20 protein-coding genes are annotated in these 17,595 nt (G+C 75.3%); 6 read left to right on the forward strand and 14 right to left on the reverse strand.

Annotation, left to right across the window (positions count from 1 at the left end):
* Positions 1 to 85 precede the first annotated feature (85 nt).
* Positions 86 to 517: a PNPOx family protein gene (locus JQN70_RS10515; protein ID WP_204131297.1), complete on the forward strand. Its 432-nt coding sequence runs from the start codon at positions 86 to 88 to the stop codon at positions 515 to 517.
* Here the strand turns inward: JQN70_RS10515 and JQN70_RS10520 are convergent.
* Positions 486 to 2,207: a sensor histidine kinase gene (locus JQN70_RS10520; protein WP_204131298.1), complete on the reverse strand. Its 1,722-nt coding sequence runs from the start codon at positions 2,205 to 2,207 to the stop codon at positions 486 to 488. The two genes, JQN70_RS10515 and JQN70_RS10520, sit on opposite strands and share 32 nt — an antisense overlap.
* Entirely contained in the window at positions 2,204 to 2,938 is a 735-nt protein-coding gene (locus JQN70_RS10525; protein WP_204131299.1) for a response regulator, read from the reverse strand. Before JQN70_RS10525 ends, JQN70_RS10520 begins: the two co-directional genes overlap by 4 nt.
* A 73-nt stretch (positions 2,939 to 3,011) precedes the next feature.
* Here JQN70_RS10525 and JQN70_RS10530 point away from each other — a divergent pair, with 73 nt between their 5' ends.
* Genes JQN70_RS10530 through JQN70_RS10545 form a run of 4 tightly spaced genes read left to right on the forward strand, consistent with a single transcriptional unit; the run spans position 3,012 to position 6,616 of the window.
* Complete coding sequence (locus tag JQN70_RS10530; protein ID WP_204131300.1) at positions 3,012 to 3,578, forward strand: hypothetical protein; 567 nt, start codon at positions 3,012 to 3,014, stop codon at positions 3,576 to 3,578.
* Between the two features lie 51 nt (positions 3,579 to 3,629).
* The gene (locus JQN70_RS10535; RefSeq protein WP_204131301.1) at positions 3,630 to 4,925 is read left to right on the forward strand and encodes a magnesium transporter MgtE N-terminal domain-containing protein; all 1,296 of its coding nucleotides are present in this window, start codon (positions 3,630 to 3,632) and stop codon (positions 4,923 to 4,925) included.
* Entirely contained in the window at positions 4,918 to 5,472 is a 555-nt protein-coding gene (locus JQN70_RS10540; RefSeq protein WP_307835920.1) for a DUF1003 domain-containing protein, read from the forward strand. Before JQN70_RS10535 ends, JQN70_RS10540 begins: the two co-directional genes overlap by 8 nt.
* 10 nt (positions 5,473 to 5,482) lie before the next feature.
* Positions 5,483 to 6,616: an Mrp/NBP35 family ATP-binding protein gene (locus JQN70_RS10545; RefSeq protein WP_204131302.1), complete on the forward strand. Its 1,134-nt coding sequence runs from the start codon at positions 5,483 to 5,485 to the stop codon at positions 6,614 to 6,616.
* Positions 6,617 to 6,641: 25 nt separating this feature from the next.
* On the opposite strand, the gene JQN70_RS10550 is transcribed toward JQN70_RS10545, so the two are convergent.
* The 4 genes from JQN70_RS10550 to sigE are packed head-to-tail and all read right to left on the reverse strand — an operon-like array spanning position 6,642 to position 9,780.
* Positions 6,642 to 7,181: a twin-arginine translocase TatA/TatE family subunit gene (locus tag JQN70_RS10550; RefSeq protein WP_204131303.1), complete on the reverse strand. Its 540-nt coding sequence runs from the start codon at positions 7,179 to 7,181 to the stop codon at positions 6,642 to 6,644.
* 39 nt (positions 7,182 to 7,220) lie between these two features.
* On the reverse strand, positions 7,221 to 8,633 hold the full coding sequence (locus JQN70_RS10555; RefSeq protein ID WP_204131304.1) for a S1C family serine protease: 1,413 nt from the start codon (positions 8,631 to 8,633) through the stop codon (positions 7,221 to 7,223).
* Positions 8,630 to 9,175, reverse strand: a complete 546-nt coding sequence (locus JQN70_RS10560; protein WP_204131305.1) for an anti-sigma factor family protein — start codon at positions 9,173 to 9,175, stop codon at positions 8,630 to 8,632. The genes JQN70_RS10555 and JQN70_RS10560 overlap by 4 nt, the downstream gene beginning before the upstream one ends.
* Positions 9,172 to 9,780, reverse strand: a complete 609-nt coding sequence (sigE, locus tag JQN70_RS10565) for an RNA polymerase sigma factor SigE (protein WP_239111422.1) — start codon at positions 9,778 to 9,780, stop codon at positions 9,172 to 9,174. Before sigE ends, JQN70_RS10560 begins: the two co-directional genes overlap by 4 nt.
* A gap of 136 nt (positions 9,781 to 9,916) precedes the next feature.
* Here sigE and JQN70_RS10570 point away from each other — a divergent pair, with 136 nt between their 5' ends.
* Positions 9,917 to 10,552, forward strand: coding sequence for an O-methyltransferase (locus JQN70_RS10570; RefSeq protein WP_204131307.1), 636 nt, complete (start codon positions 9,917 to 9,919; stop codon positions 10,550 to 10,552).
* Between the two features lie 18 nt (positions 10,553 to 10,570).
* Here JQN70_RS10570 and JQN70_RS10575 read toward each other — a convergent pair whose 3' ends face one another.
* The 8 genes from JQN70_RS10575 to dapE form a co-directional block, all read right to left on the reverse strand.
* Positions 10,571 to 10,927: a hypothetical protein gene (locus JQN70_RS10575; protein ID WP_204131308.1), complete on the reverse strand. Its 357-nt coding sequence runs from the start codon at positions 10,925 to 10,927 to the stop codon at positions 10,571 to 10,573.
* 131 nt (positions 10,928 to 11,058) lie between these two features.
* Positions 11,059 to 11,232: a DUF3117 domain-containing protein gene (locus JQN70_RS10580; RefSeq protein WP_204131309.1), complete on the reverse strand. Its 174-nt coding sequence runs from the start codon at positions 11,230 to 11,232 to the stop codon at positions 11,059 to 11,061.
* Between the two features lie 126 nt (positions 11,233 to 11,358).
* Positions 11,359 to 12,687 (reverse strand): hypothetical protein, encoded by a 1,329-nt coding sequence (locus JQN70_RS10585; RefSeq protein ID WP_239111423.1) that lies wholly within the window; start codon positions 12,685 to 12,687, stop codon positions 11,359 to 11,361.
* The gene (locus JQN70_RS10590) at positions 12,674 to 14,839 is read right to left on the reverse strand and encodes a DivIVA domain-containing protein (RefSeq protein ID WP_204131310.1); all 2,166 of its coding nucleotides are present in this window, start codon (positions 14,837 to 14,839) and stop codon (positions 12,674 to 12,676) included. Before JQN70_RS10590 ends, JQN70_RS10585 begins: the two co-directional genes overlap by 14 nt.
* Entirely contained in the window at positions 14,836 to 15,273 is a 438-nt protein-coding gene (locus tag JQN70_RS10595) for an SRPBCC family protein (RefSeq protein WP_204131311.1), read from the reverse strand. The genes JQN70_RS10590 and JQN70_RS10595 overlap by 4 nt, the downstream gene beginning before the upstream one ends.
* Positions 15,273 to 15,557: a DivIVA domain-containing protein gene (locus tag JQN70_RS10600; RefSeq protein ID WP_204131312.1), complete on the reverse strand. Its 285-nt coding sequence runs from the start codon at positions 15,555 to 15,557 to the stop codon at positions 15,273 to 15,275. Before JQN70_RS10600 ends, JQN70_RS10595 begins: the two co-directional genes overlap by 1 nt.
* A 28-nt stretch (positions 15,558 to 15,585) precedes the next feature.
* The gene (locus tag JQN70_RS10605) at positions 15,586 to 16,317 is read right to left on the reverse strand and encodes an LOG family protein (RefSeq protein WP_204131334.1); all 732 of its coding nucleotides are present in this window, start codon (positions 16,315 to 16,317) and stop codon (positions 15,586 to 15,588) included.
* Positions 16,318 to 16,438: 121 nt separating this feature from the next.
* Positions 16,439 to 17,533, reverse strand: a complete 1,095-nt coding sequence (gene dapE, locus JQN70_RS10610) for a succinyl-diaminopimelate desuccinylase (RefSeq protein WP_204131313.1) — start codon at positions 17,531 to 17,533, stop codon at positions 16,439 to 16,441.
* Between the last annotated feature and the right edge of the window lie 62 nt (positions 17,534 to 17,595).

The following is a 17,595-nucleotide window of genomic DNA, read 5'->3' on the forward strand; positions in this document are numbered from 1 at the left end:
TGAGCGGACGATGATGCTCCGGTCCTAGCCTCGGGGCCACGGGCCGTCGTGGTGGCGTCCGAACCGAGCGGACGGGAGCACGACGATGCGGCTGACGAGCGAGACGGCCCGGGCCCGGCTGGCGGCCGAGGTGCACGGCGTCCTGTGCACCCTGCACCCCGAGCGCGGCCCCGACCCCCAGCCCGTCGTCTACGCCGTGAGCGCCGACGGCCACGTCGGGGTGCCGATCGACCGGGTCAAGCCCAAGTCCTCGTCCCGGCTGCGCCGCGAGGACAACCTCGAGGCCGACCCGCGCGGCTCGCTGCTCGTCGAGCACTGGGAGACCGAGGACTGGTCGCGGCTCTGGTGGGTGCGCGCGACGCTCGAGCACGTGCCCGATCCGCCCGCCGCGCTCACCGACGAGCTCGCCGACCGGCTGGCGAGCACCGTGCCGCAGTACGCGGACAAGCCGTTCCACCGGGTGCTCGTGTGCCGCATCACCGGCGTCACGGGCTGGGCCGCCTCCGAGGACGCCTGACCCGGGCACGGGGCAGCCGCAGGACCATCGAGGTGCCGGCGGCCGAGGTGGCCCCCACCGCGAGCTCGCCGTCCATCGCGACGGCGAGCCCGTGCGCGAGGCCGAGCCCCAGCCCGATGCTCCCCTCGTCGGGTGTCCTGCCGCCCTCCGGCGGGCCGGCCGCCCGCGCGGCGTGGACGTACGGCTGGAAGACCCGCGGGAGCAGGTCGGCGGGGATGCCCGGCCCGTCGTCGTCGACCGAGAGCACGACGACGCCCGGGTCCTCGCCGGGCCGGGTGCGGACCTCGACGGCGCCCCCCGTGCGTCCGTGCCGGACGGCGTTGCCCACGAGGTTGAGCAGGAGCTGGCGCAGCCGGCGCCGGTCGGCGAGGACGAGGTCGTCGGCGAGCGAGCGGCCGAGGGAGGTCCCGCGGCGCGCGGCGGCGTCGGACAGCAGCCCGAGCACCTCCTCGACGACCTCCCGCACCGCGACGGGCTCGAGGGCGAGGGGCAGCGCGCCGGCCTCGAGCCGGCTGAGGTCGAGGACGTCGGCGAGCAGCTCCATGACGTGGCCGGCGGCCGCGTCGATGCGCGCCAGGGCCTCCCGCCGCCGGTCCGGGTCGAGGTCCATCGTCCCGAGCAGCTCGGCGAAGCCGACGATGGCCTGGATCGGGGTCCGCGCCTCGTGCCCCACCGCGGCGAGCAGGGCCGAGCGCTCCCGCAGCAGCCGCTCGGCCGTCCGCCGGGCGGTCTCGGCCTCGGTCCGCGCCCGCCGGTGGCGCTCGGCCGCGTGGCGCTCGGTGAGGTCGAAGACGTTGACGACGTACTGCGCGGGTTCGCCGTCGCGCCCGTGGAGGAGCGAGACGGTGACCTCGACCTGCACCTCCGGCGCCGGGTCCCGGCGCAGCGCCGCCTCGAAGACGACCGGTGCGACGTCGTCGGCGTGCAGCGCGGCGAGGCGGGCCCCGAGCGTCGACCCCGACGGGACGAGGACGTCGGCGAGCGAGCGCCCGACGAGACCCCCGCGACCACCCGCGAGGGCGACGAGCGCGGTGTTGGCCGTGACGACCGTGCCGTCGAGGCCGATGATCGCCATGCCGAGGGAGTTGTCGTCGAACGAGCGACGGAACCGCTCCTCGCTCTCGACGAGCTCGCCGAGCGCCTCGGCGTGCTCGATCGCGACCGACGCGAGGTGGGTGTACCGGTCGACGAGCTGCTCCTCGCGCGGCGTCGGGCGGTGCGGGTGCGGGTGGTAGACGGCGAAGGTGCCGACCGGCAGCCCGTCCCGCCCGTCGATCGGGGTCGACCAGCAGGCCCGCAGGCCGGCCGCGTCCGCCGCCGGCCGGAAGTCGACCCACCGCCGGTCGGTGCGCACGTCCCTCGCGACGACGACCACGTCGAGGGCGGCGGCCGTGCCGCACGACCCCGCCCCGTCGCCGATCGGCAGCCCGTCGATGGCGGCGACGTAGCCCGCCGGCAGGCTCGGCGCGGCGCCGTGGTGGAGCGTCCCGCGCTCGCGGTCGAGGAGCAGCACCGAGCAGCAGGCCCCCGGGATGAGCCGCTCGAGGGAGCCGAGGATCTCGGTGAGCACCGCCGTCAGCGGCGCGCCACCCGCGATGAGCTCGAGGACCTCGGTCTGCCGCTCGAGCATCTCCTGCGCGTCGCCGGGACGCAGGGCCGACCCCGCGTCGTGCAGCCCGGCCGTGCTCATCCGCGGTCGCTCAGCTGGTAGCCGACGCCGCGCACGGTGAGCAGCAGCGCGGGTCGGGCGGGGTCGGCCTCGAGCTTGAGGCGCAGCCGGTGCACGTGCTCGGTGACGGTCGCCTCGCCGAGCCACTCCGACGAGGAGTTCCAGACGCGGTCGAGCAGCTGGCTGCGGCTGAACACCTGGCGCGGGTGGGTGACGAGGAAGGCGATGAGGTCGAACTCCTTCGGGGTCAGCTCGACCTCCTCGTCGTCGACGAGGACCCGGCGGGCGGCGGGCTCGACCCGGACCGCGCCGACGACGACCGCCTCCTCCGACAGCTCCGGGCTCGACCGCCGCAGGACCGAGCGGACGCGGGCGGCCAGCTCGCCGGGCGAGAACGGCTTCACGAGGTAGTCGTCGGCCCCGAGGTCGAGGCCGACGATGCGGTCGGTCTCGCCGCTGCGGCCGGAGAGGACGATGACCGGGGTGTCGGAGCGACCGGTCTCGCCGCTGCGCACCCTCCGGAGCACGTCGAGCCCGCCGAGGCCCGGGAGCGACAGGTCGAGGACGACGAGGGCCGGCCGGTCGTCGCGCAGCCGGCGCAGCGCCGTGGGACCGTCGTCGGCCTCGACCGTGCGGAAGCCGTCGTCGTCGAGCTGCCAGCGCACGACGGTGCGGATGGCCTCGTCGTCGTCGACGACGAGCACCACCGGCGCCCGCGCGTCCGCGGCCCGCTCCGTCGCGGCCCGGTCCATGAGGGGATGGCTACCACACCGCCGGGCCCCGCGTCACGCGATCGGCCGGGGCCGGGTGTGGGAGAGTCGGGCCATGTCCGAGCCCGCCACCCCGGCGTCGGACCCCGCCGCGGGGCCCGACGTCACCCGGCTGCTCCACGAGGCGGCGAGCCGGTCCGGGCTGATGTGGGTGCACGTGCCCGGTGGCACCACCCACCCGGTCTGGCACGCCTGGCACGACACCGGCGACGAGCGGGGCACCGGCCCGGCCGCGTACGTCGTCTCCGGACCCGGCGAGCAGACCCTGCCCTGGCTGCCGACCCAGGTCGAGGTCGTGCTCCGCAGCAAGGACACCGGCGGCCGCCTGCTGACGATGCGCGCCACCGCCGAGGAGCTGGCCCCCGGCTCGCCCGAGTGGGAGGCCGCCGCCGAGGTGCTGCGCCCCGAGCGCCTCAACGCCACCGGCGACGTCGTCGAGCGCTGGCGCCGGGGCTGCACCCTCCACAAGATCACGCCGCACGGCCGCCCGATCGAGTCCCCCGGGCACTACGAGGACGCCTCCGGCGCCGAGCCCGTCCGCCCGGCGCCGGCCACGACCGCGGCCTGGCGCCCGTGGCACTGGCGCGGCCGGGCCGGCGCCCGCCGCAACACGAGGCGCTGACCGGCTGCCGCCGCACCGACCCGGGCCCTGCCGGCGGCTAGCCTGTCAGCCGTGAGCACGCCGACCCGCGCCTTCGTCGGCCGCCTGTCCGAGCTGGACGTCTTCGACCCGCTCGGTGACAAGGTCGGCCGCGTCCGCGACGTCGTCGTCACCTTCAGCGCCGCCCGCACCCGACCCCGCGTCATCGGCCTCGTCGTCGAGGTCCCCGGCCGGCGCCGCGTCTTCGTCCCGATGACCCGCGTCACGAGCGTCGAGGGCGGTCAGGTCATCACCACCGGCCTGGTCAACATGCGCCGCTTCGAGCAGCGCCCCAACGAGACCCTCGTCGTCGCCGAGCTCTTCGAGCGCGAGGTGCAGGTACGGGTCGACTCCGGTGACGTCGTCGCGGCCACCGTGCAGGACGTCGGCATCGAGCAGCTCGGGCCACGCGGCTGGGGCGTCACCCGGGCCGCCGTCCGGCTCTCGGCCTCCCGCCCCGGTCGGCTCGGTATCGGCCGCCGTCGCGGCGAGACCTTCGTCGCCCCCATCGAGGACGTCCGGGGCATCCGCGACGCCAGCGAGGGCCAGGGCGCGGCGATGCTCCTCGAGACCTACGAGGACCTCAAGCCGGCCGACCTCGCCGAGGTCATCCACGACCTCACCCCGCAGCGGCGGGCCGAGGTCGCCGCGGCCCTCACCGACGAGCGGCTCGCCGACGTCATCGAGGAGCTGCCCGAGGACGACCAGGTCGAGATCCTCGTCGGCCTCGAGGTGGGCCGGGCCGCCGACGTCCTCGAGGCGATGGAGCCCGACGACGCCGCCGACCTGCTCTCCGAGCTCCCGCCGGAGCGCCAGGAGGAGCTGCTCCAGAAGATGGACGCCGACGAGGCCGCCGACCTGCGCCGCCTCCTCACCTACGACGAGAACACGGCCGGCGGCCTGATGACCACCGAGCCGGTCATCCTCGGGCCCGAGGCCTCGATCGCCGAGGCGCTGGCCGTCGTCCGCCGCCAGGAGCTCTCGACCGCGCTCGCGTGCACCGTCTTCGTCTGCCGGCCCCCGCTCGAGACGCCGACCGGCAAGTTCCTCGGCATCGTCCACATCCAGCGACTGCTCCGCGAGCCCCCGCACGCGCCGATCGGCGGCATCCTCGACAAGGACGTCGAGCCCCTGCTGCCGACGGCCAGCCTCGGCCAGGTCACGCGGATGCTCGCCACGTACGACCTCGTCGGCATGCCGATCGTCGACGAGGAGGGGCACCTGCTCGGCGCGGTGACGGTCGACGACGTCCTCGACCACATCCTTCCCGACGACTGGCGCGAGGAGCGCCACGACGTCGTCGCGCACACGGAGGTGACCCGTGGCTGAGCGCGAGCGCCGCCCCCGCATCGACCAGCCGCGCGAGAGCACCCGGCGGCGCTTCACGATGCCCAGCGCCTTCACCGAGGAGGCCTTCGGGGTCCTCTCCGAGAAGTTCGCCCGCTTCATGGGCACCGCGTACTTCCTCATCGGGATGACGGTGTTCGTCGCGGCCTGGCTGCTGTGGAACACCCTCGCGCCCGGTGACCTGCGCTTCGACCCCTACGCGTTCATCTTCCTCACCCTGATGCTCAGCCTCCAGGCGTCGTACGCGGCCCCGCTCATCCTCCTCGCGCAGAACCGGCAGGCCGACCGCGACCGCGTCGCGCTGGAGCAGGACCGCTCCCGCGACGAGCGCAACCTCGCCGACACCGAGTTCCTCACGCGCGAGGTCGCGGCCCTGCGCATCGCGCTGCGCGACATGGCCACCCGCGACTTCGTCCGCAGCGAGCTGCGCGACCTCCTCGACGAGATGGACGAGCGCGGGCTCGTCGTCTCCCGGGCGGTGCCGGCCGAGGACGGGGCCGAGGACGGCACTCCGGCCGAGCCGACCTAGACTCGGGGGCATGCCGCAGGTCAGCCCCGACGCCCTCCACGCCGCCCTCGAGACGGTCATCGACCCCGAGATCCGGCGACCCGTCACCGAGCTCGGGATGGTCGAGTCGGTCTCCTGCGACGACGACGGCCGGGTCGCGGTCACCATCCTGCTCACCGTCGCGGCCTGCCCGCTCAAGGACACGCTGACGAAGGACACGACGAACGCCCTCGCGGCGGTCGAGGGGGTCACCGACGTCACGGTCACGCTCGGGGTCATGAGCGACGACCAGCGGGCCGACCTCAAGACGAAGCTCCGGGGCGGCACGGCCGAGCGCGAGGTGCCGTTCGCGAAGCCGGGCTCGCTGACCCGCGTGTACGCCGTCGCGTCCGGCAAGGGCGGGGTGGGCAAGAGCTCGGTCACGGCCAACCTCGCGGCCGCGCTCGCGCAGCAGGGCCTGTCGGTGGGCGTCGTCGACGCCGACATCTACGGCTTCTCGATCCCCCGGATGCTCGGCGTCGAGCACAAGCCGACCCAGGTCGACGACATGATCATGCCGCCGGTCAGCCACGACGTGCGGGTCATCTCGATCGGCATGTTCGTCCCCGGCAACCAGCCGGTCGTGTGGCGCGGGCCGATGCTGCACCGCGCGCTCCAGCAGTTCCTCGCCGACGTCTTCTGGGGCGACCTCGACGTCCTGCTCCTCGACCTCCCCCCGGGCACCGGCGACATCGCCATCTCGGTCGCCCAGCTCGTGCCCGGTGCCGAGATCCTCGTCGTCACCACGCCGCAGCAGGCCGCGGCCGAGGTCGCCGAGCGGGCCGGCTCGATCGCCCTCCAGACCCACCAGCGGCTGGCCGGCGTCATCGAGAACATGAGCTGGCTCGAGCTGCCCGACGGCTCGCGCGAGGAGATCTTCGGCTCCGGCGGCGGCCGCGAGGTCGCCGAGTCGCTGTCGCGCTCGATCGGCGCCGAGGTCCCGCTGCTCGGCCAGATCCCGCTCGACACCCGGCTGCGGGTCGGCGCCGACCAGGGCACCCCGGTCGTGCTCGGTGAGCCGGACTCGCCTGCGGCCGTGGCTCTTCGGGGCATCGCCACCGGCCTGGCCACGCGCTCGCGGGGCCTCGCCGGACGCTCGCTCGGCCTCTCCCCCGTCGGCCGCTGACGTTCCTGACGGGCGCCCGCCGGGGTCAGGTGGCGTCGGTGTCGTACGGCGTGGGCCGTGACGGGTCGAACTCCTGGGGCGCCAGCCACGGCTCGTAGGCCGCGTCGTACCCGGGGTCGCCGTACCCGTCGGCCTCGGTGGGCAGCGGGTCGAGGACGTCGGCCGCGACGCCGTCGTCCGTACCGCTCCCGTCGACCGCCCCGGCCGCCCCGGCCGCCCCGACGGCACCGGCCGCGGCCGTGCTCCGGCGCAGCCGCCCGGCGTCGCGCACCGAGTCGATCTCGCCCCGGATCGGGGCCACGGCCTCGTCGAGCGGCTCGAGGAGCGCCTCGCGGACGATCCGGCGCGGGTCGTACTGGCGCGGGTCGTACTGGCGCCAGTTGATGTCCTCGTACTCCGGGCCGAGCTGGTCCTTCAGCTGGTCCTTGGCGCCCTCGGCCATGACGCGCAGCCGCCGGATGGCGTGCGCGAGCTTGGCCGCGTACTCGGGGAGCTTGTCCGGACCGAGCACGAAGACCGCGATGAGGGCGAGGAGCACGATCTCCCAGCCGTTCACGCCGAACACGGCGTCACATCCCTTCCGTCGGGCCCGGGAGGCCCCCGGTCACTCCGACCCCCCGAGGACCATGGTGACATCCCGCTCGTTGCCGTCGCGACGCACGGTGAGCTTCACCGAGTCGCCGACCTTGCGGGCCCGGATCTTCACGACGAGCTCGCCGTCGTCGGACACCGGCTTGCCCTCGAAGGCGACGATGACGTCGCCGGCCCGCAGCCCGGCCTTGTCGGCGGGACCACCACGGCTCACCGCGGGTGCGCCGTTCGGGCCGTCGTCGGCGATCCGCACGCCCTCGCCGTCGTACTGGCTGTCGAGGTAGACCCCGATGACCGGGTGCTCGGCCTTGCCCTTCTCGATGAGCTGCTCGACGGTGGTCGCCACCTGGTCGCTCGGGATGGCGAAACCGACGCCGATGTTGCCGCTCTGCCCCCCGATCGAGCTGCCGGGCACCCGCGCGATCGCCGAGTTGACCCCGATGACCTGCCCGCGCATGTCGAGCAGCGGGCCGCCCGAGTTGCCGGGGTTGATGGCCGCGTCGGTCTGGATGGCGTTGATGAAGGACTGGTCGTCCTGCTCGCCCGGCGTGACCGGACGGTCGAGGGCGCTGACGATGCCGCTGGTCACCGTGGAGTCCAGCCCGAGCGGGGCACCGACGGCGATCACCTCGTCGCCGACGACGACGTCGGCCGAGCGCCCGACGGGCAGGGCCTTGAGGGAGGCGCCCTCGACCGCGACGACGGCGAGGTCGTAGGAGGCGTCGCGCCCGACGACCTTGCCGGAGACCTGGCGTCCGTCGGAGAGGACGACGGTGATCTTCTCGGTCGAGCCGGCTCCGGCGACCACGTGGTTGTTCGTGACGACGTGCCCGGCGTCGTCGTAGACCCAGCCGGAGCCGGTGGCGCCGCCGTCGGCGCCCTCGACGCGCAGGGTGACGACGCTCGGCAGCGCGCTCGCCGCGATGTTGGCCACCGAGCCCTGCGGCCGGGTCGTGGCGCCCGCCCCGGGTGTGGGGGCGGCGACCGAGCGGCCGGTGGAGCCGGTGCCTCGGTCGGCGAGGTAGCCGCCGACGATGCCGCCGCCGGTGCCGGCGAGGAGCGCGGCGGCGACCGTCGCGCCGACGAGCGCACCCCAGCCGGGTCCGCGGCGACGGGCCGGTTCGGGGGCCGAGAGCGGGGCGCCGGCGGGAGGGCCGGTGGGCGGCACGGCGCCCCACGACCCGCTGATCGGTGGGTAGGCCTGCGTCGTGGCGGCGGTGGACGCCGACGCGGCGGGCGGCGGGGGCGGGCCGGCGGGGACGCCACCGGCCGTGGCCCACGTGGGCTCCGGTACGGGGACGGTCGCGTCGGGGCCGGGGCTCTCGGGCGCCGCGGGCTCGCTCGCCGGAGCCGCGGGTTCGGGCGCCTCGCGGTCACCCCGGTCCCACGGCTGCCAGTCGTCGGTCCCGGGCTGCCGTTCGCTCATGGGGTCGATTCTGCCCGCTGACCGCTCGGGCCGGGAGCGGAGCCCCCGGTCGTCCACCGGACGGGCACGACCGTGGTCGCCGCGAGCGGCGCCGACGGCCGGGTGCTGGACACCGCCGGCGTCGTGGGGCCGGCCACGACGCCCTGGCGCGGGGCGACGGGGACGCCGATGACGGTGAGGCTCCACGCGGCCGCGGCGGCCACCCCGCCGGCCGCGGCGGCGACGACCGTCGCCCGCAGGGCGCTGCGGTGGCACGGGGGGTCGGTCGGCGCGAGGAGCGGCAGCGGACCGGGACCGGCCGGGCGCGGCGCGGGGACCGGCCCGCGGCCGAGCGCGAGGAGGGTGACCCGCAGGTCACCGGGCATCGACGGGGCGCCGGCCAGCGCCTCGCGCAGCCGCCGCTCCTGGTGCACGGCCTGCCGGCAGAGCTCGCACGCGACGAGGTGGTGCTCCCAGGCGCCCTGCCGGGCGGCGTTCAGCCGGCCGGCGGCGTACTCGGAGAGCTCGTCGTCGAGGCAGTGCACAGCCGGCCGAGCGGTCATACCGCTCCCGCGGCGGGGCGCCGGACGATCGGGCCGCGTCGGGCCGGGACGGTGACCTCGGGGCGCGGCTTCGGGGCGCGGTGGGCGAGGGCCTCGCGCAGCTGGGCCCGGCCGCGGTGGATCCGCGAGCGCACCGTCCCGAGCTTGATGCCGAGCGTCGCGGCGACCTCCTCGTACGAGAGGCCCTCGATGTCGCAGAGGACGACGGCGGCCCGGAAGTCCGGCGAGAGGGCGTCGAGCGCGCGCTGGACGTCGTCGTCGAGGTGGGTGTCCTCGTAGGTCAGCTCGGGGCCGCGGTCCCGGCTGGGGAGGCGGGCCGCCGACTCGTCGGAGAGGGCGTCGAAGCGGATCCGCTGCTTGCGGCGCATCTTGTCGAGGAAGACGTTCGTCGTGATGCGGTGCAGCCAGCCCTCGAAGGTGCCGGGCTGGTAGGTGTGCAGCGAGCGGAAGACGCGGACGAAGACGTCCTGGGTGAGGTCCTCGGCGTCGTGGACGTTGCCGGTGAGCCGGTACGCGAGACGGTAGACGCGGGCCGAGTGCTGCTCGACGACCTCTTCCCAGGACGGCGGGACCCACGCCGGGGCGGCGTCCTGCTGCGTCGTCATCGCTTCGTCCCTCACCAGGCTGCTCATGTCACCCATCGATACGTGCCGTGGCCGTGAATTGTTCCCGGGAAGCCTGAACGCCCGCTGGGAATCGCCGGTCGCGCCGACCCCCGCCCGGCGCACTAGGGTTGCCGCCATGAGCGGACTGAAGCCGGCCAGCTGGGCCTACGCCGAGGAGTTCGTCCCCGAGCCGGAGGTCCACGAGGCCGCCCGCCGCCGGGGCGTCGAGCTCGGGGCCGCCTCCCCCGTCGGCACCGGCGCCGGGGCCGTGCTCCGGCTGCTCGCGGCCACGGTGGGCGCCCGGCACGTGCTCGAGGTGGGCACCGGCGCCGGCACCTCGGGGCTCTGGCTGCTCGCCGGGATGCCGGACGACGGCGTGCTGACGACCATCGACGTCTCGGCCGAGCACCAGCGCCTCGCCCGGCAGGCCTACACCGAGGCCGGCTACCCCCACCAGCGCACGCGGGTGATCACCGGCGCAGCGGCCGAGGTGCTGCCGCGGATGGCCGACGGCGGCTACGACATGGTCCACGTCGACGCGGACAAGGACACCTACCCCACGTACGTCGAGCACGCGGTGCGCCTGCTGCGGCCGGGCGGGGTCCTCGTCGTCGACAACATGCTCTGGCACGACCGGGTCGCCGACCCCGCCGCGCGCGACGAGACGACGACCACGCTGCGCGACCTCGGCAAGGCACTGCGCGACCACGACGACCTCGTCACCGCGCTGCTGCCGGTGAGCGACGGCGTGCTCGTCGCCGTCCGGCGCTGAGCCCCCCGGGCCCCGGCGTCAGCTGACCGACGGGCCGGCGCCGCGGCGGAAGCCGGCCGGCCCCTCGGCGATGGCCACGACCTCCCAGTCCTCGAGGAGGACCGGGGCCGAGCCGATGATCTCGCTGCCCGGCGAGCTCGCCGCCCCCGGCTCGAAGCCCTCGCGGAAGTGCTGGCGCTCCTGCTCGCTGTCGAAGACGTACGTCCCCTCGAACCACTCCCCCTCGCGCATCCGCCACACCTTGAAGGCGAGGCCGTCGAGGAACATGAAGCGGGCGATCGAGGTGCCGACGACGTACTCGCGCAGCTCGTCGGCGGCCCCGCGGGGAGCGTCCTCGAGCGACCAGCGCACCGTCAGTCCGTAGCCAGCGTTCATGCGGGCGACGCTAGGTGGGCCGCGCGGGGGGCGCCACCGCGTCTCACGACTCGTCCCCGCCCGGTCCGGACGCGACGGGACCCCCGCCGCGTGGTGCGGTGGGGGCCCCGTCGACGGGTGTCGGGCTCAGGTCAGGACAGGCCCTCGCAGTTGTCGATCGCCTCGCCGAGCGCCCGGACCTCCTCGGGGGTCATCTCGACGACGAGCCGTCCGCCGCCCTCGAGGGGCATGCGCAGCACGATGCCGCGACCTTCCTTGGTGACCTCGAGCGGGCCGTCGCCCGTCCTCGGCTTCATTGCCGCCATGGCGTGTATCCCTTCCTCGGCGCGGCAGCGGAGATCGCGCCGCGTGGCGGTCCGGCGCCGGACCGCCGGACGTAGGCACCCATTATCGCGTAGGCCTCCGACCTCACGAAATCCGAACCGCGGGAATCACGGCGGGAACGAGCCCCACGGGGTGTACGTGAGCAGGCTGCAGGTCCACCAGAGGATGCCGCCGACGAGGACGAGCACGACGACACCGACGCGCCGCTTCCAGTGCGGCACGACCTGCTGGCCGTTCGCCGTCCGCATCGCCACGGACGCGAGGAGCGCCGCGAGGGGCATGTCGAGGAGGAGGAAGCGCCACATCGAGGTGATCGGCCGGACGACGGCGAAGAGGTAGAGCGGGTAGGCCAGCGCCCACGCGCGCATCTCGACGCTCATCCAGCGCCCGTGCCGGCCGAGGACGAGCGCGACGTAGGTGCCGGCCAGGGCGACGAGCACGAGGACCCCGAGCGCCCCCTTGGACTGCCAGGCCCACTCGAACCACAGGACGAACGGGCCGTCGGCGGGCTTCTGGCCCCAGGCGGCCTGGACGTCGAAGAACGCGGTGGGGACCCCGGTGGCGAGGCCGGCGACCACCGGCCAGGCGATGCCGCTGACGCCGAGGGCGGCGAGCATCGTCACGACGGCGGCCCGCTGCCCGGCGAGCGGCCGCAGCCCGGCCGCGCGCTCCTCGCGCCACCGGACGACGAGGTGGATGAGGACGGCGATGCCGAGGGCGGGGGCCACCCCCCGGGTGAACCCGAGCGGCACGGCGAGCGCCGCGACGAGGAGGTAGTGGCGCCGGACGAGGACGAGCAGGGCCGCGGCGACGAGGGCCACGGCGAGGGCCTCGGTGTACGGCTTGAGCATCACCGACGTCGTGGGGTAGAAGCACCAGAGGCAGGCCGCGACGAGGGCGAGGCGCTCGCGCTGGGGCTGGCGGCCCGCGTGGTAGGTGCTGCGGAACAACGCGTGGATGAGCACCGCGGCGACCGCGCCGAGGACGAGGTTGACGACCGCCCCGGCCACCGCGAACGACATCCCGGTGAGCATGACGGCCTTCACCAGGTACGGGTAGAGCGGGTAGAACGCCCACGCGCTGTACGTGATCCGTCCGTTGTCGGCGTCGACGGGCAGCGGGACGGGGTAGCCGTCCTCGACGATCCGCTGGTACCAGACGCCGTCCCACAGCCCGATGAGGTCGCCGACGGTCGGGTCGGGGTGCCCGACCCCCGCGGGGTTCTGGAACCACGTCGCGGCGATCCACACGGCGAGGACGGAGACGACCCGCGAGAGCGCGTAGACGGCGAGGACGGTGAGGACGGGGCGGGCCAGCGCGCGGCCGGCGAGCTCGTGGCGGCCGCGGGAGGTGAGCAGCCGACGCAGCACCGAGCCGCCGACCGGCTCCTCGCCGGTGACCGGCTCCGCCGCCGGCGCCACCTCAGCCCTGGCCATCGGTCAGCTCCCTCACGTCCCACAGGTACACCCCGCCGACGCGCTGCGGCTCCCCGAACACCGAGGTGATCGAGGTCCGCAGCGCGGCGGCGGACGGCCGGTCCTCGGGCAGGACGACGGCGTCGACGCGGCCGGGCCGCCGGTCCTGCACCGAGTCGACGCGTCCGGCCCGCAGGTCCTGCACGAAGCCTGCCCGCTCGTCGGGCCCCACGGGGATCTCGGTGCCGTCCTGCGCGACCTCGGCGAGCCACGTCGTGAGACCCGTCGGGGTGGCACCGTACTGGCCGGTGCGCTCGGCCGTGGCGTCGGGGCCGACGAAGTAGCCCGCGACGACGGGGAAGCCCCAGCGCGCGGCGGCCTGCCACTCGAGGGCGCGGGCGTCGGCGACGTTGGGCGGCGGCGCCGCGAGCACCGACCCGCCGTCGTCGACGTGGTCGCGCCACAGGCCGTCGGTGAAGAAGGCGGGCACGACCGGGCGCGGGTCGACGACGAGCGGGGTCGGGACGACCGGGAGCAGGGCGAGGACGGCGGTGACCGTGGCGAGGGCCAGGCCCGGCCCGGGCGCGCCGACGTACCGGTCCACGGCCCGGCGCAGCCCCTCGGCGCCGAGGGCGAGGAGCAGGCCGAGGGCCGGGAGCGCGACGAGGGTGAAGCGGGTCGGCAGGACGTTCTCGACGACCGGGACGTGCTCGAGCAGCGCCCAGGGCCCGGGGATCCCGAGCGGCGTGCCGTGGAGGGTGGCCTCCTCGCCGAGCGAGAGCCAGCACGAGACGACGACGACCGCGGCGAGGCAGCGCACGACGACGCTGCGCCACAGCAGCAGCGTGGTCGCGCCGGCGGCCACGAGCAGCGGCACGCCGAAGAACGAGTTCTCCTCGGTGCGGTTCATCGACAGCGCCGCCGAGGCCCACGGGTCGGCGCCGACCGTGCGGGTGGCCCGGTTCCAGAGCTGCGCGAGGTCGTTGCCCGCCGGCGGGTGCCAGATGGAGGCGTAGGACTGCGGGCCCCGGAACTGCCACCAGAGCGGCACGGCGACGACGACGAGCGCGACGAGGCCGCCGACCCCGAGCCCGGTGAGGACCGGCCGCAGGGGCGGGCGGTGGTGCACGAGCCACACCGCGCCGGCGACGAGCACGCCGACCGCCGTGAGGAGCAGGACCTCCTCCCCGACGAACACCTGCCAGGCCGCGAGGAGGCCGAGCACGACGCCGTCACGCACCGGCCGGCGGCCGCCGAGCAGCCGGAGGAGGCGGTCGAGGATGACCGGCACGAGGGCCTGGACGACGAAGTTCGGGTGGCCGTTGGCGTGGCTGACCATGCCCGGCCCGAACCCGGCGAGGGCGCCGGCCAGGGCGGCGAGGACGGGGTGGACGGGGAGCCACCGGCGGGCCAGCCAGAACCACGCGGTGGCGGTGAGCGCGAGGCCGAGGAGCTCGACGAGGACGAAGGTGACCTGCGGTCCGGCGAGCAGGGTGAGGGGGGCGAGGGGCACCCCGAGGCCGAGGACCGCGGCGTTGGCCATGAGGTTGACCCCGGCCGGGTAGTTCTGCAGGTCGCTCGACAACGGGTTGGAGAGCGTCGCGAGGTTGTGCGCCGTGGCGCCGAAGTACCACTCGAAGGCCTGCTGGTCCTGGACGCCCTGGGAGAGGTACCCGGTGCGCACGGCGGCCAGCAGGTGCATCGTCACGTAGGCCGCGGCGGCGAGGTAGGCCAGCGGCGCGAGGAGGTCGAGGCGGGTCAGCGGCGCGGGGCGTCCGGCAACCGGGTCACGCCCGGCTGCCGGACCGGGTCGAGGGGGCGGATCGTCCTCCGGGTCGTCGGGCGTGACGGCGTGGCCGCTCGGCGTGGCGTCCGGTGCCGCGGCCGGGCGGTCGACCTCGGAGGCCTCGACGTCGAGACCCCGGAGGCGCGCGATCTCGGTGTCCCGGGCGGCGATCCGCGCCTCGAGGCGGTCGACGACCTCGTCGACCTGGTCCATCCGGTAGCCGCGGAAGGCGAGCCGGTAGCCAGGTGCGGCACCGTCCGGTGCGGGCGGGACGTCGGGGTCGACGGGTCCGGCGGCGATCGCGCCCGGGCGGTCGCGCCCGAGCCACCAGGCCCCGAGGACGAGCGCCCCGACGCCGACCACGGCGGCGAGCACCGACCACGTCACGGGCGCTCCCCCGCCTCGGCGCCGGCGACGAGCCCCTCGACGACCCGGCCGAAGAGCAGCGGACCGAGCCGGTCACCGACCGGCCGCGTGAGGCGGCGCAGCCCCGGCAGCCACAGCTCCTCGGTCCACACGACGTCGGTGGACCCGTCCGGCGCGGTGTCGACGGTGATGTCGGCCCAGCCGCGCAGGAACCACCCGGTCTTGACGAGGCGCAGCCGCCGGCCGGGCTCGAGCGCCGTGACGAGCATCCGGTCGGCGCCGGCGACCGGGCCGAGCCGGGTGACGGCGTTGACCTCGGCGCCGAGGACGAGCCCGCCCTCGGGCACCGCGACGTCGGTGAGCGGCACGTGCCGGGTGTGCTCGGGCAGGTCGGTGACCGCCGACCAGGCCACCGGGGCGGGGAGGGCGGTGCGGCGCCGGATCGTGAAGGCCATCAGCCCTGCGGCCCGCGCAGCTCGGCGGCCTCGCGCTCGCGCTCGGCGAGCGTCTCGCGCAGGGCGTCGAGGTGGGCGTCGACGTCGCGCATCGCGTAGCCGCGTGCGGCGGTGTCGAACCGGACGGTGTCGACGTCGGCGGCGTCCGGCTCGTCGGGGAGGCCGTGGTCGGGGGTGCTGGTCACGGCCTCGGCGAGCGGGTCGACGGGCAGGCGCCCGGTCGCGACACCGAGCACCGCCACGACGAGCGCGACGGCGACGAGCACGAGGAGGACGGCGACCACTCCCCGATCCTACGGCGGCGACCTGGGGCTACCCCGCGGGCGTCGTGGGCTCCGCGGTGCCCCGGGCCGAGGCGCGGTCGGCCTCGACGACGACCCGGACCGCCTCGTGGGGGTCGTCGGTGAGGGTGAGCAGGGAGAGGTCCTTCTCGCTGATCGTGCCGGCCGCGGCCGCGGTGTCGCGCAGCCAGCCGAGCAGACCGCCCCAGTACTCGCTGCCGACGAGGACGATCGGGAAGCTCGTGACCTTCTGCGTCTGCACGAGGGTCACCGCCTCGAACAGCTCGTCGAGGGTGCCGAAGCCGCCGGGCAGGACGATGAACCCGCAGGCGTACTTGACGAACATCGTCTTGCGGGCGAAGAAGTAGCGGAAGTTGACGCCGAGGTCGACGTGCGGGTTGAGGCCGGCCTCGAACGGCAGCTCGATGCCGAGGCCGACCGAGGTGCCGCCGGCCTCGCGCGCCCCCTTGTTCGCGGCCTCCATCGCACCCGGGCCGCCACCGGTGATCACCGCGTAGCCGGCCTCGACGAGGGCCCGCCCGACCTCCTCGCCGAGGCGGTAGGCCGGAGCGTCGGGCGCCGTGCGCGCCGAGCCGAAGACGCTGACCGCGGGACCGAGCTCGGTGAGCGCGCCGAAGCCGTTGACGAACTCGGACGTGATCCGCATGACGCGCCACGGGTCGGCGTGCAGCCAGTCGGTCGAGCCGCGGGAGTCGAGCAGCCGCTGGTCGGTGGTCGACACGGGCACCTGCGACCCGCGCATGACGACCGGGCCCTGGAAGTAGTCGCGGTCGCCCGGGCGCGGTGCGTCGGGGTCGGGCGTCGTCGGGGTCTCCACGTCGGTCACCCTAGCCGCGCGGGCCGGGGCCACCGCCCGCCCGCGGTCAGGCCAGCCAGCGCAGCAGCGCGGCCTCGCAGTCGACGTACTGGTGCACGGGGCACTGCTCGTCGTCCATGTGGGCGAGGTTGGGGTCGCCCGGGCCGAAGTTGACGGCCGGCACGCCCATCGCCGAGAACCGGGCGACGTCGGTCCACCCCTGCTTGGCGACGACGGGTAGCCCGAGCGCCTCGACGAAGGCCTGCGCGGCCGGCAGATGCAGACCGGGCCGGGCCCCGCCCGCGTTGTCGACGACCTCGACGTCGAAGCCGGCGAAGACCTGGCGCACGTGGGCGTCGGCGTCGGCCTCGGTGAGCGACGGCGCGTACCGGTAGTTGACGGTGACCACGCACCGGTCGGGGATGACGTTGCCGGCGATGCCGCCCTCGACCCTGACGGCGTTGAGCGCCTCGTGGAACTCGAGCCCGTCGACCTCGCGGGTCTGCGGCCGGTAGTCGACGAGCCGCGCGAGGACCTCGGCGGCGTCGTGGATCGCGTTGTGCCCCTTCCACGGTCGCGCCGAGTGGGCAGCGATTCCCTTGGTGGACACCTCGGCCCGCAGCGTGCCCTTGCAGCCGCCCTCGACGCGGGCGTCGGTGGGCTCGAGGAGCACCGCGAAGTCGGCGTCGCCGATGAGGTGGGGAGCCTGCTGCTGCACGTGGAGCAGGCCGTTGTACTGGGAGTCGATCTCCTCGCCCTCGTAGAAGACGTAGGTGACGTCGCGGCTCGGCTCGGCGAGCTCGTGGAGGACGCGGAGCATCACCGCGACCCCGCCCTTCATGTCGACGGTCCCACGGCCCCAGAGGACCTCGCCGTCGGCGCCCTCGACCCGGCGGGTCGGCAGGTTCACCGGGTCGGCGGTCAGCGGCACGGTGTCGAGGTGCCCGGCGAGGACGACGCGCTCGGCGCGGCCGAGGTCGGTGCGGGCGACGACGGTGTGGCCGATGCGGGTCACGTCGAGCCGCCCCGTGGCGCGCACCGCGGCCTCGACGGCGTCGGCCAGGACGGCCTCGTCGAGGCTGACCGACGGGATGTCGCAGACCGCCGCGGTGAGCGTGGTGACGTCGGCGGCGAGGTCGAGGGCGGGGGTGGTCGCGGGCATGCCGACCACCCTAGTGACGGCCCGAGGCACCGGCCGGGACCGACCTCCCTCCCCCGTACCCT

Source organism: Phycicoccus sonneratiae, assembly GCF_016887965.1.
In the GTDB taxonomy this organism is placed as follows: domain Bacteria; phylum Actinomycetota; class Actinomycetes; order Actinomycetales; family Dermatophilaceae; genus Phycicoccus; species Phycicoccus sonneratiae.